This window comes from Propionicimonas sp., assembly GCF_034927565.1.
Classification (GTDB): Bacteria; Actinomycetota; Actinomycetes; order Propionibacteriales; family Propionibacteriaceae; genus Propionicimonas.
The window spans coordinates 19,229-35,397 of sequence record NZ_JAYFPT010000043.1 but is presented as its reverse complement, the minus strand read 5'-3'; the positions used below and the strand labels follow the sequence as shown (position 1 = coordinate 35,397).

Below are 16,169 nucleotides of genomic sequence, written 5' to 3'. Positions count from 1 at the left end.
ACACCAACCCGACTGACTATACGTCACTCACTGACATGGTGACATCGCGCGCCAAACGGTAGGCTGACAGTCGATCTGCGGCGGGAGCGATCCCGATGCAGCACGCCCGGAAGGAGTGGACGATGACCGAGACGGCACCGGTGCCGCTTCGCGAACGGCTGCGCGACCAGACCCACAACGAGATCGCCGCGGCAGCGCTCGACCTGTTCGATCAGCAGGGGTTCCGGGCCACCACCATGGAAGACATCGCGCGCAAGGTGGGGGTGTCCACCCGCACCGTCTTCCGCCACTTCCCGACCAAGAGCGACCTGGTCTTCGACTGGCTGCCCGGCCTGGAACAACTCCTCAACAGCCTCCCGCTCACCGCAACCACACCGTCCGATCTGCTGGACGAGATCGAGCGCACCATCCTGCAGGCCCTCGACGACTACGACCGGGTCACCGCTCCGGCCGCCGCGGGGACCTACCGGCGGTTCCGCCAATTGGTGCAGCAGGATCCCGACCTGCGCCAGACCCTTGATGCCTGGGAGTCACGGCTGGTGCAACTCGCCGAGACCCGGCTCGGCGAGCAACTGCCCGCCGGGATCGGTGAACTCCCGATCGCCGTCGTCCTGCACCTCATCATCGCGACGGTCACCGCCGCGCTGGACGCCTGGGCCTTCACGACCACCAACAGCCTGCGCGACCTCTACCAGCAAGCCAGAGCCCTGCGCGGCCAACTGCTGGTTCCACCCCCGCCCACGAAGGTCGCACCCGAGTAGCTGATGAGTCGGCGGACTTGATGATCTGAGAGTGAACTATCAGAATGGGTGTGTGACCTCAGTCGACTCGCCACCCATGCAACGGCTCGTCCGGGCGGATGCCCGGACCAGCATCGGTCGGGTTCTCGACGCTGCCCGGCGGCTGCTGGGAGACGGCACGGTCACGCTCAGCCGCATCGCTGAGGAGGCCGGCGTCGGTGTCGCGACGCTGTACCGGCATTTTCCCAACCGGCAGGTGCTGGCTCGAGCGGTGCTCAATCGGGTGTTCGACGAGGAGATCGATCCGCTGCTGGCGGAGTTCGCCTCGGGTGCTGCCACACATCAGGACCTGCTGACGGTCGCCGAGCAGGTGGTTGAGGTGATGCGGCGAGAGATCGGGGTGGTGCAGTCGGTCGGCAACCTTCACGAGGTCACCGCACAGTTCCTGGGCCGGGACGGGCGACTGAGGGACACTGTTGCCCGGGCGCAACAGGCCGGCAACCTCCGGCCCGACCTGGATGCCGACGATCTGCCTGTCCTGCTTGCGATGGTCTTGACCGGGCAGGGCGTGGTGGACGCCTCGCCGACCGTCCGGCGACGCTACTTGAGCCTTCTCCTGGACGGGTTGAACCCGTCGGGCGCCGTCCCGCTCCCCCCGCGCGGGACGGCGCCCCTGCAGCCATGATCGCCTCAGGGCCGCACTTCAGGCTCGGCAGCGGAGCGATCTCGGGCGCGGTGACGCCATGGTGACGATCAGCAGCCTCGTGCTCGCGTTCGCGTGCTACTCCTTCCTCGGCTGGGTGCTGGAGGGGACCGTGCTGTCGTGGTACCAGCGACGGCTGATCAACCCGGGCTTCCTGACCGGGCCTTTCGTCCCGATCTACGCGGTCGGGGCGCTCGGCATCCAGGTGTGCACCGCCGGGCTGCACGACAGCCCTGTGCTGGTGTTCGTGATCGGAACCGCCGTCGCGACCGTCGTCGAGTTCATCGGGCACCTGCTGCTCCAGCGGCTGTTCGGCCTGGTGCTGTGGGACTACTCCGGCCGGGTCGGCAGCATCCAGGGACGGGTGTGCCTGCTGAACTCGCTCGGCTTCGGGGTGGCCGCCCTGGCCGTGGTGTACGTTCTCGATCCGCTGCTCCAGCAGGCTCTGGCCGCGCTCCCGGTGCTGTGGGCGGTCGCGCTCGCCTCTGCCCTGGCCACCGTGTTCATCGCCGACTGGGGCCACTCGATCGTCTCCGTGCTGCGCGTCCGTCCCGAGATCCGCGCCTTCCAGGGCTCTCTCACGCGACTGCGTGACCAGATCGACCACCAGTTGGCAAACCTGGGAACGGAGTTCGACCAGGCCAGATCCCGCCGCCACGCCCGACTGCTGCAGCATTCCCGCAACACCATCGCCCGCCTCGAAGCCGCCTTCCCCGGTGGACGCACGAACTGGCTCAGCGAGATCGCCCCGCTCGCCGGGGAGGAAGTGCCGCCGGGCGCCGGGGACGGCGCGCAGCGATCGCCACGCCAGGCCGCCAGCGCCGATTGACCCTCACCGGTCGCCCCCGCTGGCAGCGACCGCGGCGGGCCGCGTCGGTCAACTCAGTGGTTGTCGGCCAGCCGAGGGTCGATCAGGGAGAGCGCGCGCTGCACGGCACCGGGAACTCGACGGCGATCGGGCTGCGCGATGGCCACGCCGTGGACCATGTGAAGCAGCAACTCGACATCGTCGACCGTCCAGCCGGGGTCGACCAGTCTCGCCGCCTGGGCCCGGGCCAGCGGCTCGGCAACCAGTTCCCGCAGGCGTTGCTCGGGTTGTGATCCGGGTCGTCGGGTGCGGGCGTCGATCACCATGTCGATGAAGGCGCCGGATTCCAGGGTCGCGGCCACCAGGCGGCGCCAGAGCGCCCCAAAGCACTCCGGTCCGGGCACAGTGGCGACGAACTGTTCGAACCGGTCGAAGTTCTCGGCGAACACGGCGTCAGCGAGGGTGAGCCGGTCGCCGAAATGACGGTAGAACACGCCCTGGCCGACCCCGGCGCGTTTCGCGATCGCGCTCAGCGGCACCCGATAGCCCGCCTCGGCGAACAGCGTCCGTGCGGCGGCCAGGATCGCCGCACGATTCTCGGCCGCGGCAGCGGGGCCTCTATTGCTGGGACGGGCGGGAGCAGGCATGCTTGTCAGTCTAGAACCGGACAGGAGTGTCCGGTCAGAGGGGAGCTGGAACGATGAGCCAGGACAAGACCGTCGATGTGGTGGTCGTCGGCACCGGGGTCGCCGCCCTGGCCGCGGCCGTCAGTGCTGCCGATGCCGGCCTGAAGGTACTGATGCTGGAGAGCACCGACCGCTGGGGTGGCAGCAGCGCCCTGTCCGGTGGCGGGCTCTGGCTGCCCAACAACCCGCTGATGCAGCGCGACGGTGCCGGCGACTCCCGCGAGGACGCGCTCGCCTACCTGGAAGCCACCATCGGCGACGCGGGACCGGCCACCTCGCGGGCGCGCAAAGAGGCCTTCGTTGACGGCGTCACCGGCTTCGTCGGCCTGGCGGAGCGGCACGGGGTCACCTTCGCCCGCGCCACCGACTACCCCGACTACTACCCGGAGCTGCCCGGCGGCAAGATCGGCCGGGCGATCGAGGTGGCGCCCTTCGACACCAAGCGGATCGGATCCTGGTGGGAGACCTCCCGCGGTCAGGACGGCCTGCCCGCACCGGTCAAGACCGACGACTTCTGGCTGCTCTCCCGCGCCTGGTCGACCCCGGCGGGGTTCACCCGCGGCGCCAAGGTGGTCTTCCGCACCATCGGCAGTCTCGCCACCCGGAAGCGGGCAGTGGGCATGGGTGGTGCGGTGACCGCCGCGCTGCTGGAGGTGGCGTTGCGGCTGGGCGTCGAGGTCTGGCTGAGTAGCCCGGTCGAGGAACTGCTCGAAGCCGACGGCCGGGTGGTCGGCGTCCACACCGTCCGCGATGGCCGGCCGCAGACAGTCCGCGCCACCCGCGGCGTCGTGCTGGGCGGCGGCGGCTTCGACCACAATGCCGAGTGGCGCGAGCGCTACCAGGGCGTGGACGGCAGCGCCTCGTCCGGCGCCCCCGGGAACCTGGGATCGGCGATCGAGGTGGCTCAGCGGATCGGCGCAGCCGTCGATCTGATGGACGACGCCTGGTGGGGCGGTTCGATCCCGCCGGCCGGCCCGGACGGCTCGCCGTCCTTCCTGGTCAGCGAGCGCTCGATGCCGTACACGATCATCGTGGACGCCGCCGGCGAGCGGTTCGCCAACGAGTCCGAGTCCTACGTCGACCTCGGCCATCACATGTTCGAACACCACAAGTCGGTGCCCGGCACCTGCTGGATGATCACCGACGCCCGGTTCCCCCGTCGCTACCTGCGGTCCTATGCGCTCGACCCGCGCGCGAACAAGGCGATGGCCGAGGCCGGAATCTCGGTCAAGGCGCCCACCCTGGCCGACCTGGCGCTGCGCATCGGTGTCGACCCGTCCCGGCTGACTGCCACGGTCGAACGCTTCAACGGCTTCTGCCGCACCGGCGTCGATCAGGACTTCGGACGGGGCAACTCCGCCTACGACCGCTACTACGGAGACCCGCTGGTGCGGCCCAACCCGAACCTCGGCCCGATCGAGAAGGGTCCGTTCACCGCCGTCCAGATCGTCGCCGGTGACCTCGGCACCAAGGGCGGGGTGCTGACCGACGAGTTCGCCCGCGCGCTGCGCGAGGACGGCTCGGTGATCGAGGGCCTGTACGCCGCGGGCAACAACTCGGCCTCGGTGATGGGACACACCTACCCCGGTCCGGGCTCGACCCTCGGCCCGGCGGCCGTCTTCGGCTACATCGCCGGCCGGCACCTGGCGGCGTCCTGACGGTGCGTGAGAGACGTCGAAGTCGATCGTGGCAGTCCCTTGCACGGCCGGGGAGGCGAGTCCCTCACAGGTCCACAGATACCAGGGAGCCGCCGGTGAGCTCCTCAGCGGTGCGCCACAGGCGTGCACCGACCTGCTCGTCCTGACCCTTCGCGGGGACCTTCATCGGGACGGCCCGTCCGATCAGACCCCACGAGAGACCCCCGCCTTCGCCGGGATGACGGTCGGACGGAGCCTCCTGGCGCCGGACGGGCGTGCCTTCCTGGTGCCGGACGATCTTCCTGAAAGGTCGCCCCCCGTCCGGTTCGCCCGCACGGTCGCGATCAGTCGGCGATGACCTCGTGCGGAAAGCCGGCCCTCCTGTGCTGGAAGGTGAGGATCGCAGGGTTCTGGACGACGCCGTCACGGATCTCCACCGCCCGGCCGATGGCGGGGTGGGCGTCCCAGGCAGCCGGTCCCCTCAGGACAACTGGCAGGAACGGCAGGAGGGCCTCGCTGTTCTCCCAGGTAGCGGCGGCCCACAGGTGGGAGGGGCTGTGGTCGACTGCGTAGTAGCGGACGCCTCCGATGGTCAGCAGCGGCTCGTCGAAGGTGGTCGGACGCGCCCAGCTGAACCCCATCTCGGCGTCGCAGGAGACGTCGATCACCAGGGTGCCCGGGACGAGCATCGGCAGGTGTCCCTCATCGAGGAAGACCATCGGCGCGTTCGGATCCTGCAGGACACAGTTGACGATGATGTCATGAGCGGCAAGGAAGGACGGCAGCGGGACGAGTTCGTCCTCCACGACCGCCTGCCCGGGATCGGTGGCCCCGACGCCATTCTCGAAGTGCACCATCCGCACCGAGTGGATCGGTGCCGCGACGGCGGCCACCTCCCGGTGGGTGAGCACGTCCACGTCGTGGAAACCGAGGCCGTTCAGCGCGGTCACCGCGCCGCGGGCGGTCGCCCCGAAACCGATCACTACCGCGTTCTTGCGCCGCCCGTAGTGCCCGGTCAACCCGCACAGCTCCAGGGCGTGCAGCACCGAGGAGTAGCCGGCGAGTTCGTTGTTCTTGTGGAACACGTGCAGCGAGAAGGACCCGTCGCTGTGCCAGTGGTTCATCGCCTCGAAGGCGACCACAGTCAGTCCGTTGTCGATGGCAAGCTGGGTCAGCTCGTGGTCCTGGACGCAGTGCGCCCACCCCCAGAACACCTGGTGCGGCCGCATGCTGGCCAGCTCGGCGGCCACGGGTTTGGGCTGCAGGACGATATCGCAACGCTCGACGAGTTCGTCGTGGGAACCGAATCCACCCACCCACGGAGCCAGCTCTGCATCCGGGACGCCGAACCGGGAGGCGTACCCCGTCTCCAAGAACACCTGCGACCGGAGTTCGTCCGGAATCCGTTCGAGGTGCTTGGGATGGAGCGCAAGCCGCCGCTCATTCTCCTTGCGGGATCGTCCCATCACGGCGAGGGTTGGACCGGATTCAGTCTGCATTGACATCTTCTCAGGTTAACTCGCCCGGGCGCGCCCGCCCTCGAAGCTGGCTCAGCCCCCCGGACGGGGGGACGTGTGCGCTACTCACAAACGTCGAACAGTCGCGCAAAACTGCTAGTCAACTGACATATCTGCTGCGATCCGGCCAGAACGGCGATTCTGGCCCTATCGCCTGCGGGTCGCCCGCGCAGCTGGTGATGCCTTTGGTGCTCATCGGCAACCTCCTTCAGGCTCGGCGAACCCAGCGCCGACGTCGAGTCAGCTCCGGAAGTGCTGGTGAGTGCACGCCAAGTCGGCTTACAGGGTGGCTGCGCACATGTAAGTCAACGCAGGTCTCACTTTCAACCTGCGGCGGGGTGTCAAGCCGACTTACAGCGTCTTCCACAACTTGTAAGTTTGCTATACTCAGATTTACAACTTGCACTACTCGGGTCAACGCGCCTCACCCACAGGGGGATTCATGGACGCTGGCAGGTTCGCCGACAGCATCTTCGGCAAGCCGTGGCGCGAGCCGGGCAACAAGTGGGCCTTCACCTACTACCTGCCGAATCCAATCCCGCGAGAACTCCCGCTGAACTCGGAGGTGGTTGCCGCACTCTCCGAGGCCGACGCCGCGCTCGGACACCTGCAGGGCCTCGGCATGGTCATCACCAATCCGAGCCTGTTGATCGGCCCGTATCTGCGGCGCGAGGCCCTGGCCAGCTCGCGCATCGAAGGCACCCAGGCATCCCTGTCCGACCTCTTCCAGGCCGAACTCGACGCACAGACCGGCAACGACAACACCGAGGAGGTCCGCCGCTATCTGGAAGCGACCGAACTGGCTTACGACCTGGCCAAGACCCTTCCGATCACCCAGCGCCTCGTCCTACGGGTCCACGAAGTCCTCCTGCGTGGTGTGCGCGGCGACGAGCGCAACCCCGGCGAGTTCCGCGCCAGCCCGGTCTGGGTCGGGCATGCGGGCGCGACGCCCGAGAGCGCCTTCTTCGTCCCACCACTGCCAGAGCACCTGCCCGACCTGATGCGGGACTGGGAGTTCTTCGTCAACGACGACGGTAGGCACCTGCCTGCCCTCGTCCAGGCCGCGCTCATGCACTACCAGTTCGAGACGATCCACCCGTTCCTCGACGGCGACGGCCGCCTCGGACGGCTGCTGATCAACCTGCTGCTTATGGAACGCGGACGCCTCCCCCTCCCGCTGCTCTACCTGTCGAGCTACTTCGAGACCTATCGGCAGGACTACTACGACAGTCTCCAGTCCGTCCGTGAACGGGCAGACATCGAGGGGTGGCTGCTGTTCTTCCTGAAGGCCGTCAGATCGCAATCCGATGACGCGGTCGCCCGCTCGCGCGCCCTCGTCAAGATCCGCGAGACCTACCTTTCCGAGGCCATTCAGACCCGCTCCAGCCTGCCTGCGCTGGTCGAACTCGTCGTCCGCAAGCCCGTGGCGACAGTAAAGGCCGTCCAGGCAGCAACCGGACTGACCACCCCGGCAGCGCGTACCCTGATCCGGACCGCCGAGGCCCGAGGCTGGCTAAGAAGCCTAGGCAGCAGGGGACGCGGCGGACGCGAGTTCTGGGCCGCGACCGAGGTGCTGGAGGTCATGGAAGCTCCCATGACCTACATCGACGAGACGAGTTGAGCCTTCCAAGACCTAAGGATCCGGGCAGTTCCATGCAGTCCTATGGTGTGCATATGTTGTGCAAGATCGTCGCCAACTGGGCCGACTCCGGCTAAATATCCTAGCCAGAGCCGTATTTCAACGGTCGGGGCGACAGGACTCGAACCTGCGATCTCCTGCTCCCAAAGCAGGCGCGCTAGCCACTACGCTACGCCCCGGTCGCCCGGGATCCCCGGACGCGTCGGCGGCTCAGTCTATGCCGTCCGTCAGGGGGGCGACCAATCCGGACGCCTCAGCCGGGCCGGCCTCCCTCACTCGGCGGCCGTCTCAGCGCACCTGCACGCCGTCCACCCGTCGAGGTATTCCCAGCGGGTTGTCCTCGCGCAGCGCCGCCGGCAACACGGCCTCGGGGGCGTCCTGGTAGACGATCGGACGCTGGAACCGGCGGACGGCGGTCGCCCCGACTGACGTGTGCTGTGAAGTGGTGGCGGGCCAGGGGCCGCCGTGCTGCTGCGACCAGGTGACTGCCACCCCGGTCGGCCAGCCGCCGAAGAGCAGCCGTCCCACCCGGTCGGCGAGCACCGCGCTGAGTGCGGTTACATCCTCGTCGGGTTCGGCGTGGACGGTCGCCGTCAGACTGCCCTCCAGTGCGGCGAGAGCTCCCACAAGGGTGGCCGCGTCCGGGTAGCGCACCAGCAGGGTGACCGGGCCGAAGACCTCCGTCGTCAGCGTCGCGGTGAACGCCGGGTCAGTGAAGGTGGCCAGGTCGACCGCGTACACCAGTGGCTCGGGCCCGGCGGCCGGTTCGCTGACCGTCCCGGCGACCAGCGCGGCTCCGGGGACGCCGGCGAGGTGTTCCAGACCGGCGCGGAAGCCGCGGGCAATGGCCTCGGTGAGCAGGCGGTGTGGCGCCCGTCCGACCTGAGCGGGCAGGGCGGCCTCAAGCACCGATCCCTCGGGCACGAAGACCAGGCCTGGCTTGGTGCAGAACTGCCCGACGCCCAACTGGAAGGAGGCTGCCAGCCCGGCGGCCAGTTCGGCTCCGCGGACGGCGTCGGCCGCCTCGGTGACCACCACCGGATTGATGCTGCCCAGCTCCCCGAAGAACGGGATCGGGGCCGGCCGTGCCGCCGCGCGGTCGAACAGCGCCCGTCCGCCCGCGACCGAGCCGGTGAAGGCCGCGGCGGTGATCGCTGGATGGTCGATCAGGGCGAGGCCAGCCTCGAAACCCTCGACCAGACCGAACGCCCCCACCGGCGCGCCGGCGGCAGCGAGCGCCTCCGTCACCAGGGCAGCGGTGCGCCGCGACGTCTCAGGGTGTCCGGGGTGGGCCTTGACCACGACCGGGCAGCCGACAGCCAGCGCCGAAGCGGTGTCGCCACCGGCCACCGAGAAGGCGAACGGGAAGTTGGAGGCGGCGTACACCGCCACCGGTCCCAGCGGACGCAGCATCCGGCGCAGGTCGGGCCGCCCGGGCGCAGCATGGTCGATGATCGCCTCGAGATAGCCGCCGTCCGCCAGTACCGCGGCGAACAGCCGAAGCTGGCCGGTGGTGCGAGCCACCTCTCCGGTCAGCCGCGCCGCGCCGAGGGCGGTCTCGCCGTCGGCCAGCGCAACCAGGTCGTCCACGTGCGCGTCCAGCGCGTCGGCAATTGCCCGCAGCCAGCCGGCCCGGGTGTCGTCGGAAGCCCCGACGGTGGCGGCGAAAGCGTCGCCCGCCAGCTCGGTGGCCCGGTCCACCTCGGCGATCCTGGTTGTCGTGTGCACCGCGCCAGCGTAGAGGGTCGCGGGGTGGCTGCGGCGGTCGTCCTGTGCGCGAGCGAGGGCGGCCGGGCCGCGCAGGTCAGCGACGCAGCTGCCGGGCGACCAGCAGCGCCGTGTTGACACCGCCGACAGCCTCGACCTCGACCGCGGACGCGACGGTCTCGCCAGCACAGGCGTAGAACAGCCCCGGACGGAGCTCGAACGGCAGGTGCGCTGTCCCCGGTGTGAGCACCGGTGCGGCCGCCGGCCAAGCGAAGTGGTACACATCGTCGACGCGACTGAACAGCTGGCCGACCAGCTCCCTCCCGGCCGGCCGTGCGCTGGAGGTGATCCGGTAGATCGGGACCTGGCGGGTCGGTGAGCGGCCGGCGAGGACCACCGAACTGAACGGTGCCCCGGCCGAGGGCGTTGCGAGGATCCGTCCCGGTAGCCTCCGGTGCGGCGGAGAACCGAAATAGCCCGACGACAGCTCGCCGGCCACCAGGGTGGTGTGCATCTCCTGGTAGCGGTGCAGCGGAAAGGTGAGCGGGAGGCCGTCCGCCCTCAGCCGCAGCCCGGCCAGCGCCAGCGGAGCGGCGATCACCACCGCGTCGAAGTCACCCACCTCACCGGTCGTGGTCGACAGCCGGTAGGACGGGGAGCCGGCGAGCATCCGTCCCTCGACACCGGTGACGGCGGTTTTCAGCCGGATCTCCGTCTTCAGCTTCCGGAGCGTGCGATCGAGGAGCCTCCAACTGCCACCCTCAATGGCGGCTTGCTGACCGCCGGCGAGGCCGGCCGCCGCCAGCACGAACTCTCCGGCGACAGCGTTCACCTCGACGCCCTGGCCGTACCGGGCACCGACGGCGGCGGCCGCGATCTCGTCGATCGCACGCTCGGCAACACCGTGGGCCCGCAGATGCGCCCACAGGGAGACCAACGTCTCCGGGCGCAGGTCGAGCGCCTGCAGCAAGTCGTCCACGGTGTCATAGCCGCTGCCGGCCGCCTGTAGCGGGTAGATCCTCGCCCAGCGTTCGGCGAACTCCTTCACGCTGCCGGTGAGCCGCAGCGCAGCCGCCGGCCCGGCGTACCGCGCGATTCCCCGGGAGGCAGCAGTCGACCTGCCCCGGCGGCGCGCGGCGAGACCTCCGGTCGTCCACAGCGCGCCGTCGTTGGGCTCACCGGTGAGCTGTGTGAGCGGGACAGCCCTCGCCCCGGCGAAATCGATCAGCGCGTGGGCATACCGGTCGGCGGAGTGCACCAGGCTGGCACCCACCTCGACCCGGGTACCGGCGAAGGGAACGTCCCAGGCCCGTCCGCCCACGTGCGGGCCGCGTTCGAAGACGGTGAGCGCGATCTCGCCACCGAGGAGCTCGCGCAGCCGCCACACCGTCGCCGTCCCGGCAGCACCGGCACCCACGATCGCGACCGCAGGCCGTCCGCCACCCATCCCGTCAGCCTCTCATCCCTCACCCGATCTCCACCGCTCTGCTTACCAGAAAGCGTCCGTCCGCGCGTCCCACCGCCGACCGATATCCGGGACTGTTTCGCGACCTGCATCCAAAGACAGCTCGGTGAGAGTCAGCCGTAGACCAGCAGCCAGGCCAGCGGCGCCGGGTCGGTCAGCCGGCCGGCGGCGTAGGACGCCAGCAGTCGCCGGCGGGTGGCCTGCGCGGTGGCGCCGGCCAGCGGGGCTTCGGGCCAGTCCTCCGGGCAGCTTTCCAGCAGACCGACCAGCAGCGCCTGCTCGACCGCACCCAGGCCGACCGGGAAGCCGGGCAACCCGGCGCCGAGCGCGTTGATCGCACCGGCCAGCCCGTCGACCGCCAGCGGGCTACGGCGGGCCAGCGCCAGGTCGGCTTCCACACCCTCACCGGACGTTGCGGCGTCCCTAGTGACCGGCCGGTCGTCCGGCAGCTCGCTCTCGGGGTCAGCGCCCAGCGCCAGCAGCGCGTCCAGGCCGAGCGCGGCTGCCACCAGCCAGGCCAAGCTGCGCACCCGCGGCCGGCCCAACCCCGGTGGCAGCTCGGCCGCCCGCCGTTGCGCCTCTCTCGCCATGGCCGGCTCCCCGTCCGCCAGCGCCCGTTCGCTGCCGAAGGCCACCGCCAGCGCGCCAGGTTTCGAACTCCAGTCGAAGCGGTCGAGCGCATCCTCGATCGCCGTTGTTCGCGACACAGCCCCCGACACCAGGGCACGATGCAGCACGAACGCCGACGCACCATCGGCCACCGGCACCTCACCGAGCACGCCGGCGAGTTCGCTGAACAGCGCGGCGATCGGCGGCGCCACCTCGAACACCAGGTCGGTCACCCCGCGGCGACCATGCACGCCGACCCGGTGCCGCCCGGCCGGGGCCAGCAGCCGGATCTCCGCCGCGCGCTCGGTCAGGGCCAGTTCAACCGGTGGCTCGCTGTCCACACCCAGGTCGGCTAGCGGCGCCGTCCACTCCTCCCCCGCCTCCAGCGTGAGCGACTCGAACCAGGCCGGCAGCAGCGACCCGGCCGCCAGCAGGGTCGGCAGTACCAGCGCCCGCAGTACCACCACCTGGCGCCCGGGTCCCAGGTCCCGCGGGGTCACCACCAGCCGCACCACCGTGGCCGGGTCGCTGTCCCCCGCCGACTCCGCCAGCCGCAGCTCGGCCTGGACGGCGTGCAGCGCCAGCACCGGGCCCGTCCCGCTGCGCGGCAGCACCACCAGCAGCCCGTCGGCACCGCTCGGCCAGAGCCAGACCAGCTGCCGGTCGCCCACCTCGACCTGCACCACGAGTCCGGGATCGTCCAGCTGCTCGGGGACGTCGATCGCCCAGCGCAGCTGGCAGTGCTCGCCGGCGGTCACCCGCTGCCCGACCTCCAGGCCACCGGCGGTTCCCTCGTGCTCGGCCACGTCCGGTTCGACCAGGACCGGGGTGAACTGTGCACCCACGACACTGCACCGGACGCCGCCCAGCCCGTCCACCAGAAACTCCAGGCCGCCGTCGGCAGCCACGACCACCCGGCCGCCGTCGAACGGCAACCTCACCGGCTGGCCTGACATCGGGAGCACCAGTACAAGGTACGTCCCTCCAGCATGCGCATGCTCACCGGCCGCCCACAGACCAGACAGGGCATCCCCTGCCGGCGGTAGACGTAGACCTCGCCGCCGTGCCGGTCGACCCGCGGCGGGCGGCCGGTCGCCTCCGGGCCGTGCTCGGGCCGGACGGTGTCGATCCGGCCGTCGGCCACCCCCAGCGGCATCAGCGCCACCAGATCGGCCCAGATCCGGTTCCAGCGCCGCCTCGTCACCTGGTTGCCCGGCGTCAACGGGTGCAGCCGCGCCCGGAAGAGCGCTTCACAACGGTAGATGTTGCCCACCCCGGCCGCCACCCGCTGATCGAGCAGCAGGGACGCGATCGGGCGCGCGGAGCGGGTCACCCTTGCCCAGCCCAGTGCCCCGTCGGCTCCGGGTCGCAGCGGATCGGGTCCGAGCAGGATCTCCACCCGTTCCTTCTCGTCGGCGGTGATCAGCGCGCAGGTCTGCGGCCCGCGCAGTTCGGCGGCGGTGCGCCCGTCCTCAATCCGCAGCCGCAGGGTGTCCGGCGTGGTCACCGGCAGCGCCGGCCCGATCCGCAGCTTCCCGATCAGCCCGAGGTGGATGTGGACGAACTCCGGCGCGCCCGCGAACCCCAGGAACAGGTTCTTGCCATAGGCGTCGGCGCCGGCAAAGGTCCGTCCGTCCAGCAGCGCCGCGGCGTCGGCGAATCGTCCCTGGGGGCTGCTGACCCGCACCGGGCGGCCGGCGAAGGCGGCGTCCAGCTCGCCGGCAAGCCGGTGGATGACGTGACCTTCGGGCATACCTGGACCTTTCCGCGGACGGGTCTGGAAGACTATCCCGCTGAGCGCAATCGCAAGGCCCGTCCAGGCCGGCGGTTGAGCCCAGCCACTCCGGCCGGTAACCTCGGCACGCTTGCCACCGAGGCTCAGCCAGAGGAGGGGCCATGTACCCGGCCAACATCACGCGCGCCGACGCCGCCGAGCGCGCGAAGGATATTCGCACCACCGGCTACCAGGTGCTCGTCGACCTGTCCGGACGTGTCGCGGACGACCAGGACGCGGGCGATGGCACCACCTTCGTCTCCACCTCGACGATCCACTTCTCCAGCGTGGACGTCGACACCTGGGTCAACCTGATCGCCGACCGGGTGCTGCACGCCAGCCTGGACGGCGAGGAACTGCCCCAGGACGCCTTCGCCGACCACAAACTGCACTTCCGGGCCGCCGCCGGCGACCACGAGCTGACCGTGACCGCAGTCTGCCGCTACTCGCGCACCGGCGAGGGCCTGCACCGCTTCGTCGACCCGGTGGACCATCGGGTCTATCTCTACACCCAGTTCGAGACCGCCGACGCCCGCCGGATGTACGCCTGCTTCGAGCAACCCGACCTGAAGGCCACCTTCGAGCTCACCGTGATCGCCCCCGACCACTGGACGGTGCTCTCCAACTCGCCCGCTGTCGAACCCACGCCCGAGGATGAGGGGCTGGCCCGGTTCAGCTTCGCTCCCACGCCGCCGATCTCGACCTACATCACCGCGTTGATCGCCGGCGAGTACCACACCGTCACCGACAGCTATGCCGGCCGCGCGGCCGAGATCCCGCTGTCGCTGTCCTGCCGGCAATCGCTGGTGGAGTTCCTGGACGCCGACCGCCTGTTTGCCACCACCAAGGCCGGCTTCGCCGTCTTCGAGGAGCACTTCGGCTTCCCCTACCCGTTCGCCGACTACGCCCAGATCTTCGTCCCCGAGTTTAACGCCGGGGCGATGGAGAACGCCGGGTGCGTGACCATCCGCGACGAGTACCTCTATCGCTCGCGCACCACCAACGCTGCCTACGAGTCCCGGGACAACACGATCCTGCACGAACTGGCGCACATGTGGTTCGGCGACCTGGTCACCATGACCTGGTGGGACGACCTGTGGCTCAACGAGTCCTTCGCCGAGTGGGCCTCCCACTTCGCCCAGGCGAAGCGGCGCGAGGCCGGCGGCGATTTCGACGACCCGTGGGCTACCTTCGCCAACAGCCGCAAGACCTGGGGCTACCGGCAGGACCAACTGCCGTCCACCCATCCGATCGCCGCCGACATGGTCGACCTGGAGGCCGTCGAACTCAACTTCGACGGCATCACCTACGCCAAGGGCGCCTCGGTGCTGCGGCAACTGGTCGCCTTCGTCGGCGAGGAGGGCTTCCTGGCCGGGGTACGGGCCTATTTCGCCAAACACGCCTGGGGCAACACCCGTTTCGACGACCTGCTCGAAGCCCTCACCGAGGCGTCGGGACGCGACCTCTCCCGGTTCGCGGCCGACTGGCTGCAGACCTGCGGGGTCAACACCCTGCGGGCCGAGTTCAGCGTCGACGACGACGGCCGGTTCACCAGCTTCGCGATCCGGCAGACGGCCGCCCCAGCCTGGCCGACGCTGCGGCAGCACCGGCTGGCCGTGGGCCTCTACTCCACCCAGGCCCGAGCGGAGGACCGAACCGACTCGATCTCTCACCAGGGCGAGGCAGGAGTTGACGAGCCAAGCGGGGAACGCGGCCAGCGGGACGGCAGGCTCACCCGCTTCCAGCGGGTCGAGACCGACATCGCCGGTGAGCTGACCGAGCTCCCCGAACTGGTCGGGCAACCCCGGCCGGACCTCATCCTGCTGAACGACGACGACCTGACCTACGCCAAGATCCGGTTCGACGACCGTTCCCTGGCCACCCTGGTGGGCCACCTGGCCAGTTTGGACTCCGCGCTCAGCCGGGCGCTGGTCTGGGGGGCGTCGTGGGACATGTGCCGCGACGCCGAGCTCAATGCCGCCGACTTCACCGACATGGTCCTCGGCGGGGTGGGCGTCGAGACCGACCTGACCGCTGTCGGCGCCGTCCTGGGTGAGGTCCGCACCGCGATCGACTACTACGCGCCCCGAGCCGATCGCGAGGCGCTGAACGAACACTTCGCCCGCGGCCTGGCCCGGCTGCTGAAGGACGCCGAGCCCGGCTCCGACCACCAGCTGGCCTTCGCCCGTGCGCTGGTCGGCTCGGCCGAGTCCGAGCCCGCCATCGAGGTACTGCGGGCCTGGCTGGACGGCGAGGAAGCTCCCGCAGGGCTCGCCATCGACACCGACCTGCGCTGGCAGATCCTCACCCAACTGGCCCGGCGCGGTGCGGTCGGCGAGGACACGATCACAGCCGAGGCCGGCCGCGATGCCACCGCTGCTGGCGCGGAGAAGGCCGCCGGGGCGCGCGCCGCTCAGCCCACGGCTGAGGCGAAGGCGACTGCCTGGGCGTTGGCCACCGCCGACCCGGAGGTGGCCAACGAGACCCATTTCCAGGTCTGCTCGCAGTTCTGGCAGCTCGGCCAGGACGAGGTGCTGGCGCCCTACGTCCAGGCCTACGTCGATGTTGCCAAGGCGATCTCGGACGGCACCGACGGCTGGGCGGACCGGAGTTCGGCACTGCGCCAGCATGTGCTGGGTCTGCTGTTCCCCCGTCCGCTGGCCGACCGGGAACTGCTCGGCTGGCTGGACGCCTGGCTGCGCGACACCCCGCTCACCGACGCCGTCCGCCGGCAGATCAACGAGCGGCGGGACGACGCAGAGCGTGCGCTGCGCTGCCAGACGGCCAGCTTGTCAGCCGCGGAGCGGGTGCAAGCGCAGACGTCCTGACGAACAGCGCGCCAGCGGTGTGAGGAACAGACGGCCAGCTTGTCAGCCGCAAAGCG

General features: G+C 70.1%; 12 protein-coding genes and 1 tRNA gene. 6 read left to right on the top strand and 7 right to left on the bottom strand.

The genetic code is table 11. The annotated features are described in order from the left end of the window. Nucleotides 1–122: 122 nt before the first annotated feature. The 3 genes from VB080_RS08770 to VB080_RS08760 are packed head-to-tail and all read left to right on the top strand — an operon-like array spanning nucleotide 123 to nucleotide 2,272. Nucleotides 123–761, top strand: a complete 639-nt coding sequence (locus VB080_RS08770) for a helix-turn-helix domain-containing protein (protein ID WP_323418064.1) — start codon at nucleotides 123–125, stop codon at nucleotides 759–761. Nucleotides 762–813: 52 nt separating this feature from the next. Then, a complete protein-coding gene (locus VB080_RS08765; RefSeq protein WP_323418063.1) occupies nucleotides 814–1,425 on the top strand; it encodes a helix-turn-helix domain-containing protein in 612 nt (203 codons plus the stop codon). A gap of 58 nt (nucleotides 1,426–1,483) precedes the next feature. Further along, nucleotides 1,484–2,272, top strand: coding sequence for a putative ABC transporter permease (locus VB080_RS08760; protein WP_323418062.1), 789 nt, complete (start codon nucleotides 1,484–1,486; stop codon nucleotides 2,270–2,272). A gap of 53 nt (nucleotides 2,273–2,325) precedes the next feature. On the opposite strand, the gene VB080_RS08755 is transcribed toward VB080_RS08760, so the two are convergent. Next, entirely contained in the window at nucleotides 2,326–2,898 is a 573-nt protein-coding gene (locus VB080_RS08755; protein ID WP_323418061.1) for a helix-turn-helix domain-containing protein, read from the bottom strand. A gap of 53 nt (nucleotides 2,899–2,951) precedes the next feature. Between VB080_RS08755 and VB080_RS08750 the strand changes: the two genes are divergently transcribed. Beyond that, on the top strand, nucleotides 2,952–4,595 hold the full coding sequence (locus VB080_RS08750) for an FAD-binding protein (protein ID WP_323418060.1): 1,644 nt from the start codon (nucleotides 2,952–2,954) through the stop codon (nucleotides 4,593–4,595). Nucleotides 4,596–4,918: 323 nt separating this feature from the next. Here VB080_RS08750 and VB080_RS08745 read toward each other — a convergent pair whose 3' ends face one another. Next, complete coding sequence (locus VB080_RS08745) at nucleotides 4,919–6,079, bottom strand: N(5)-(carboxyethyl)ornithine synthase (RefSeq protein ID WP_323418059.1); 1,161 nt, start codon at nucleotides 6,077–6,079, stop codon at nucleotides 4,919–4,921. A gap of 454 nt (nucleotides 6,080–6,533) precedes the next feature. Here VB080_RS08745 and VB080_RS08740 point away from each other — a divergent pair, with 454 nt between their 5' ends. Further along, the gene (locus VB080_RS08740) at nucleotides 6,534–7,712 is read left to right on the top strand and encodes a Fic family protein (protein WP_323418058.1); all 1,179 of its coding nucleotides are present in this window, start codon (nucleotides 6,534–6,536) and stop codon (nucleotides 7,710–7,712) included. 124 nt (nucleotides 7,713–7,836) lie between these two features. On the opposite strand, the gene VB080_RS08735 is transcribed toward VB080_RS08740, so the two are convergent. From VB080_RS08735 to VB080_RS08715, 5 genes are all read right to left on the bottom strand, one after another. Then, a tRNA-Pro gene (locus tag VB080_RS08735) sits at nucleotides 7,837–7,909 on the bottom strand. Nucleotides 7,910–8,018: 109 nt separating this feature from the next. Next, complete coding sequence (locus VB080_RS08730) at nucleotides 8,019–9,458, bottom strand: aldehyde dehydrogenase (NADP(+)) (RefSeq protein WP_323418057.1); 1,440 nt, start codon at nucleotides 9,456–9,458, stop codon at nucleotides 8,019–8,021. Between the two features lie 76 nt (nucleotides 9,459–9,534). After that, nucleotides 9,535–10,884, bottom strand: coding sequence for an FAD-dependent oxidoreductase (locus tag VB080_RS08725; RefSeq protein WP_323418056.1), 1,350 nt, complete (start codon nucleotides 10,882–10,884; stop codon nucleotides 9,535–9,537). A gap of 131 nt (nucleotides 10,885–11,015) precedes the next feature. Continuing rightward, nucleotides 11,016–12,476, bottom strand: coding sequence for a hypothetical protein (locus VB080_RS08720; RefSeq protein WP_323418055.1), 1,461 nt, complete (start codon nucleotides 12,474–12,476; stop codon nucleotides 11,016–11,018). Further along, nucleotides 12,449–13,264 (bottom strand): Fpg/Nei family DNA glycosylase, encoded by an 816-nt coding sequence (locus VB080_RS08715; protein ID WP_323418054.1) that lies wholly within the window; start codon nucleotides 13,262–13,264, stop codon nucleotides 12,449–12,451. Before VB080_RS08715 ends, VB080_RS08720 begins: the two co-directional genes overlap by 28 nt. A 143-nt stretch (nucleotides 13,265–13,407) precedes the next feature. On the opposite strand from VB080_RS08715, the gene pepN reads away from it, so the two are divergent. Beyond that, complete coding sequence (gene pepN / locus VB080_RS08710; RefSeq protein WP_323418053.1) at nucleotides 13,408–16,113, top strand: aminopeptidase N; 2,706 nt, start codon at nucleotides 13,408–13,410, stop codon at nucleotides 16,111–16,113. Nucleotides 16,114–16,169: the final 56 nt, after the last annotated feature.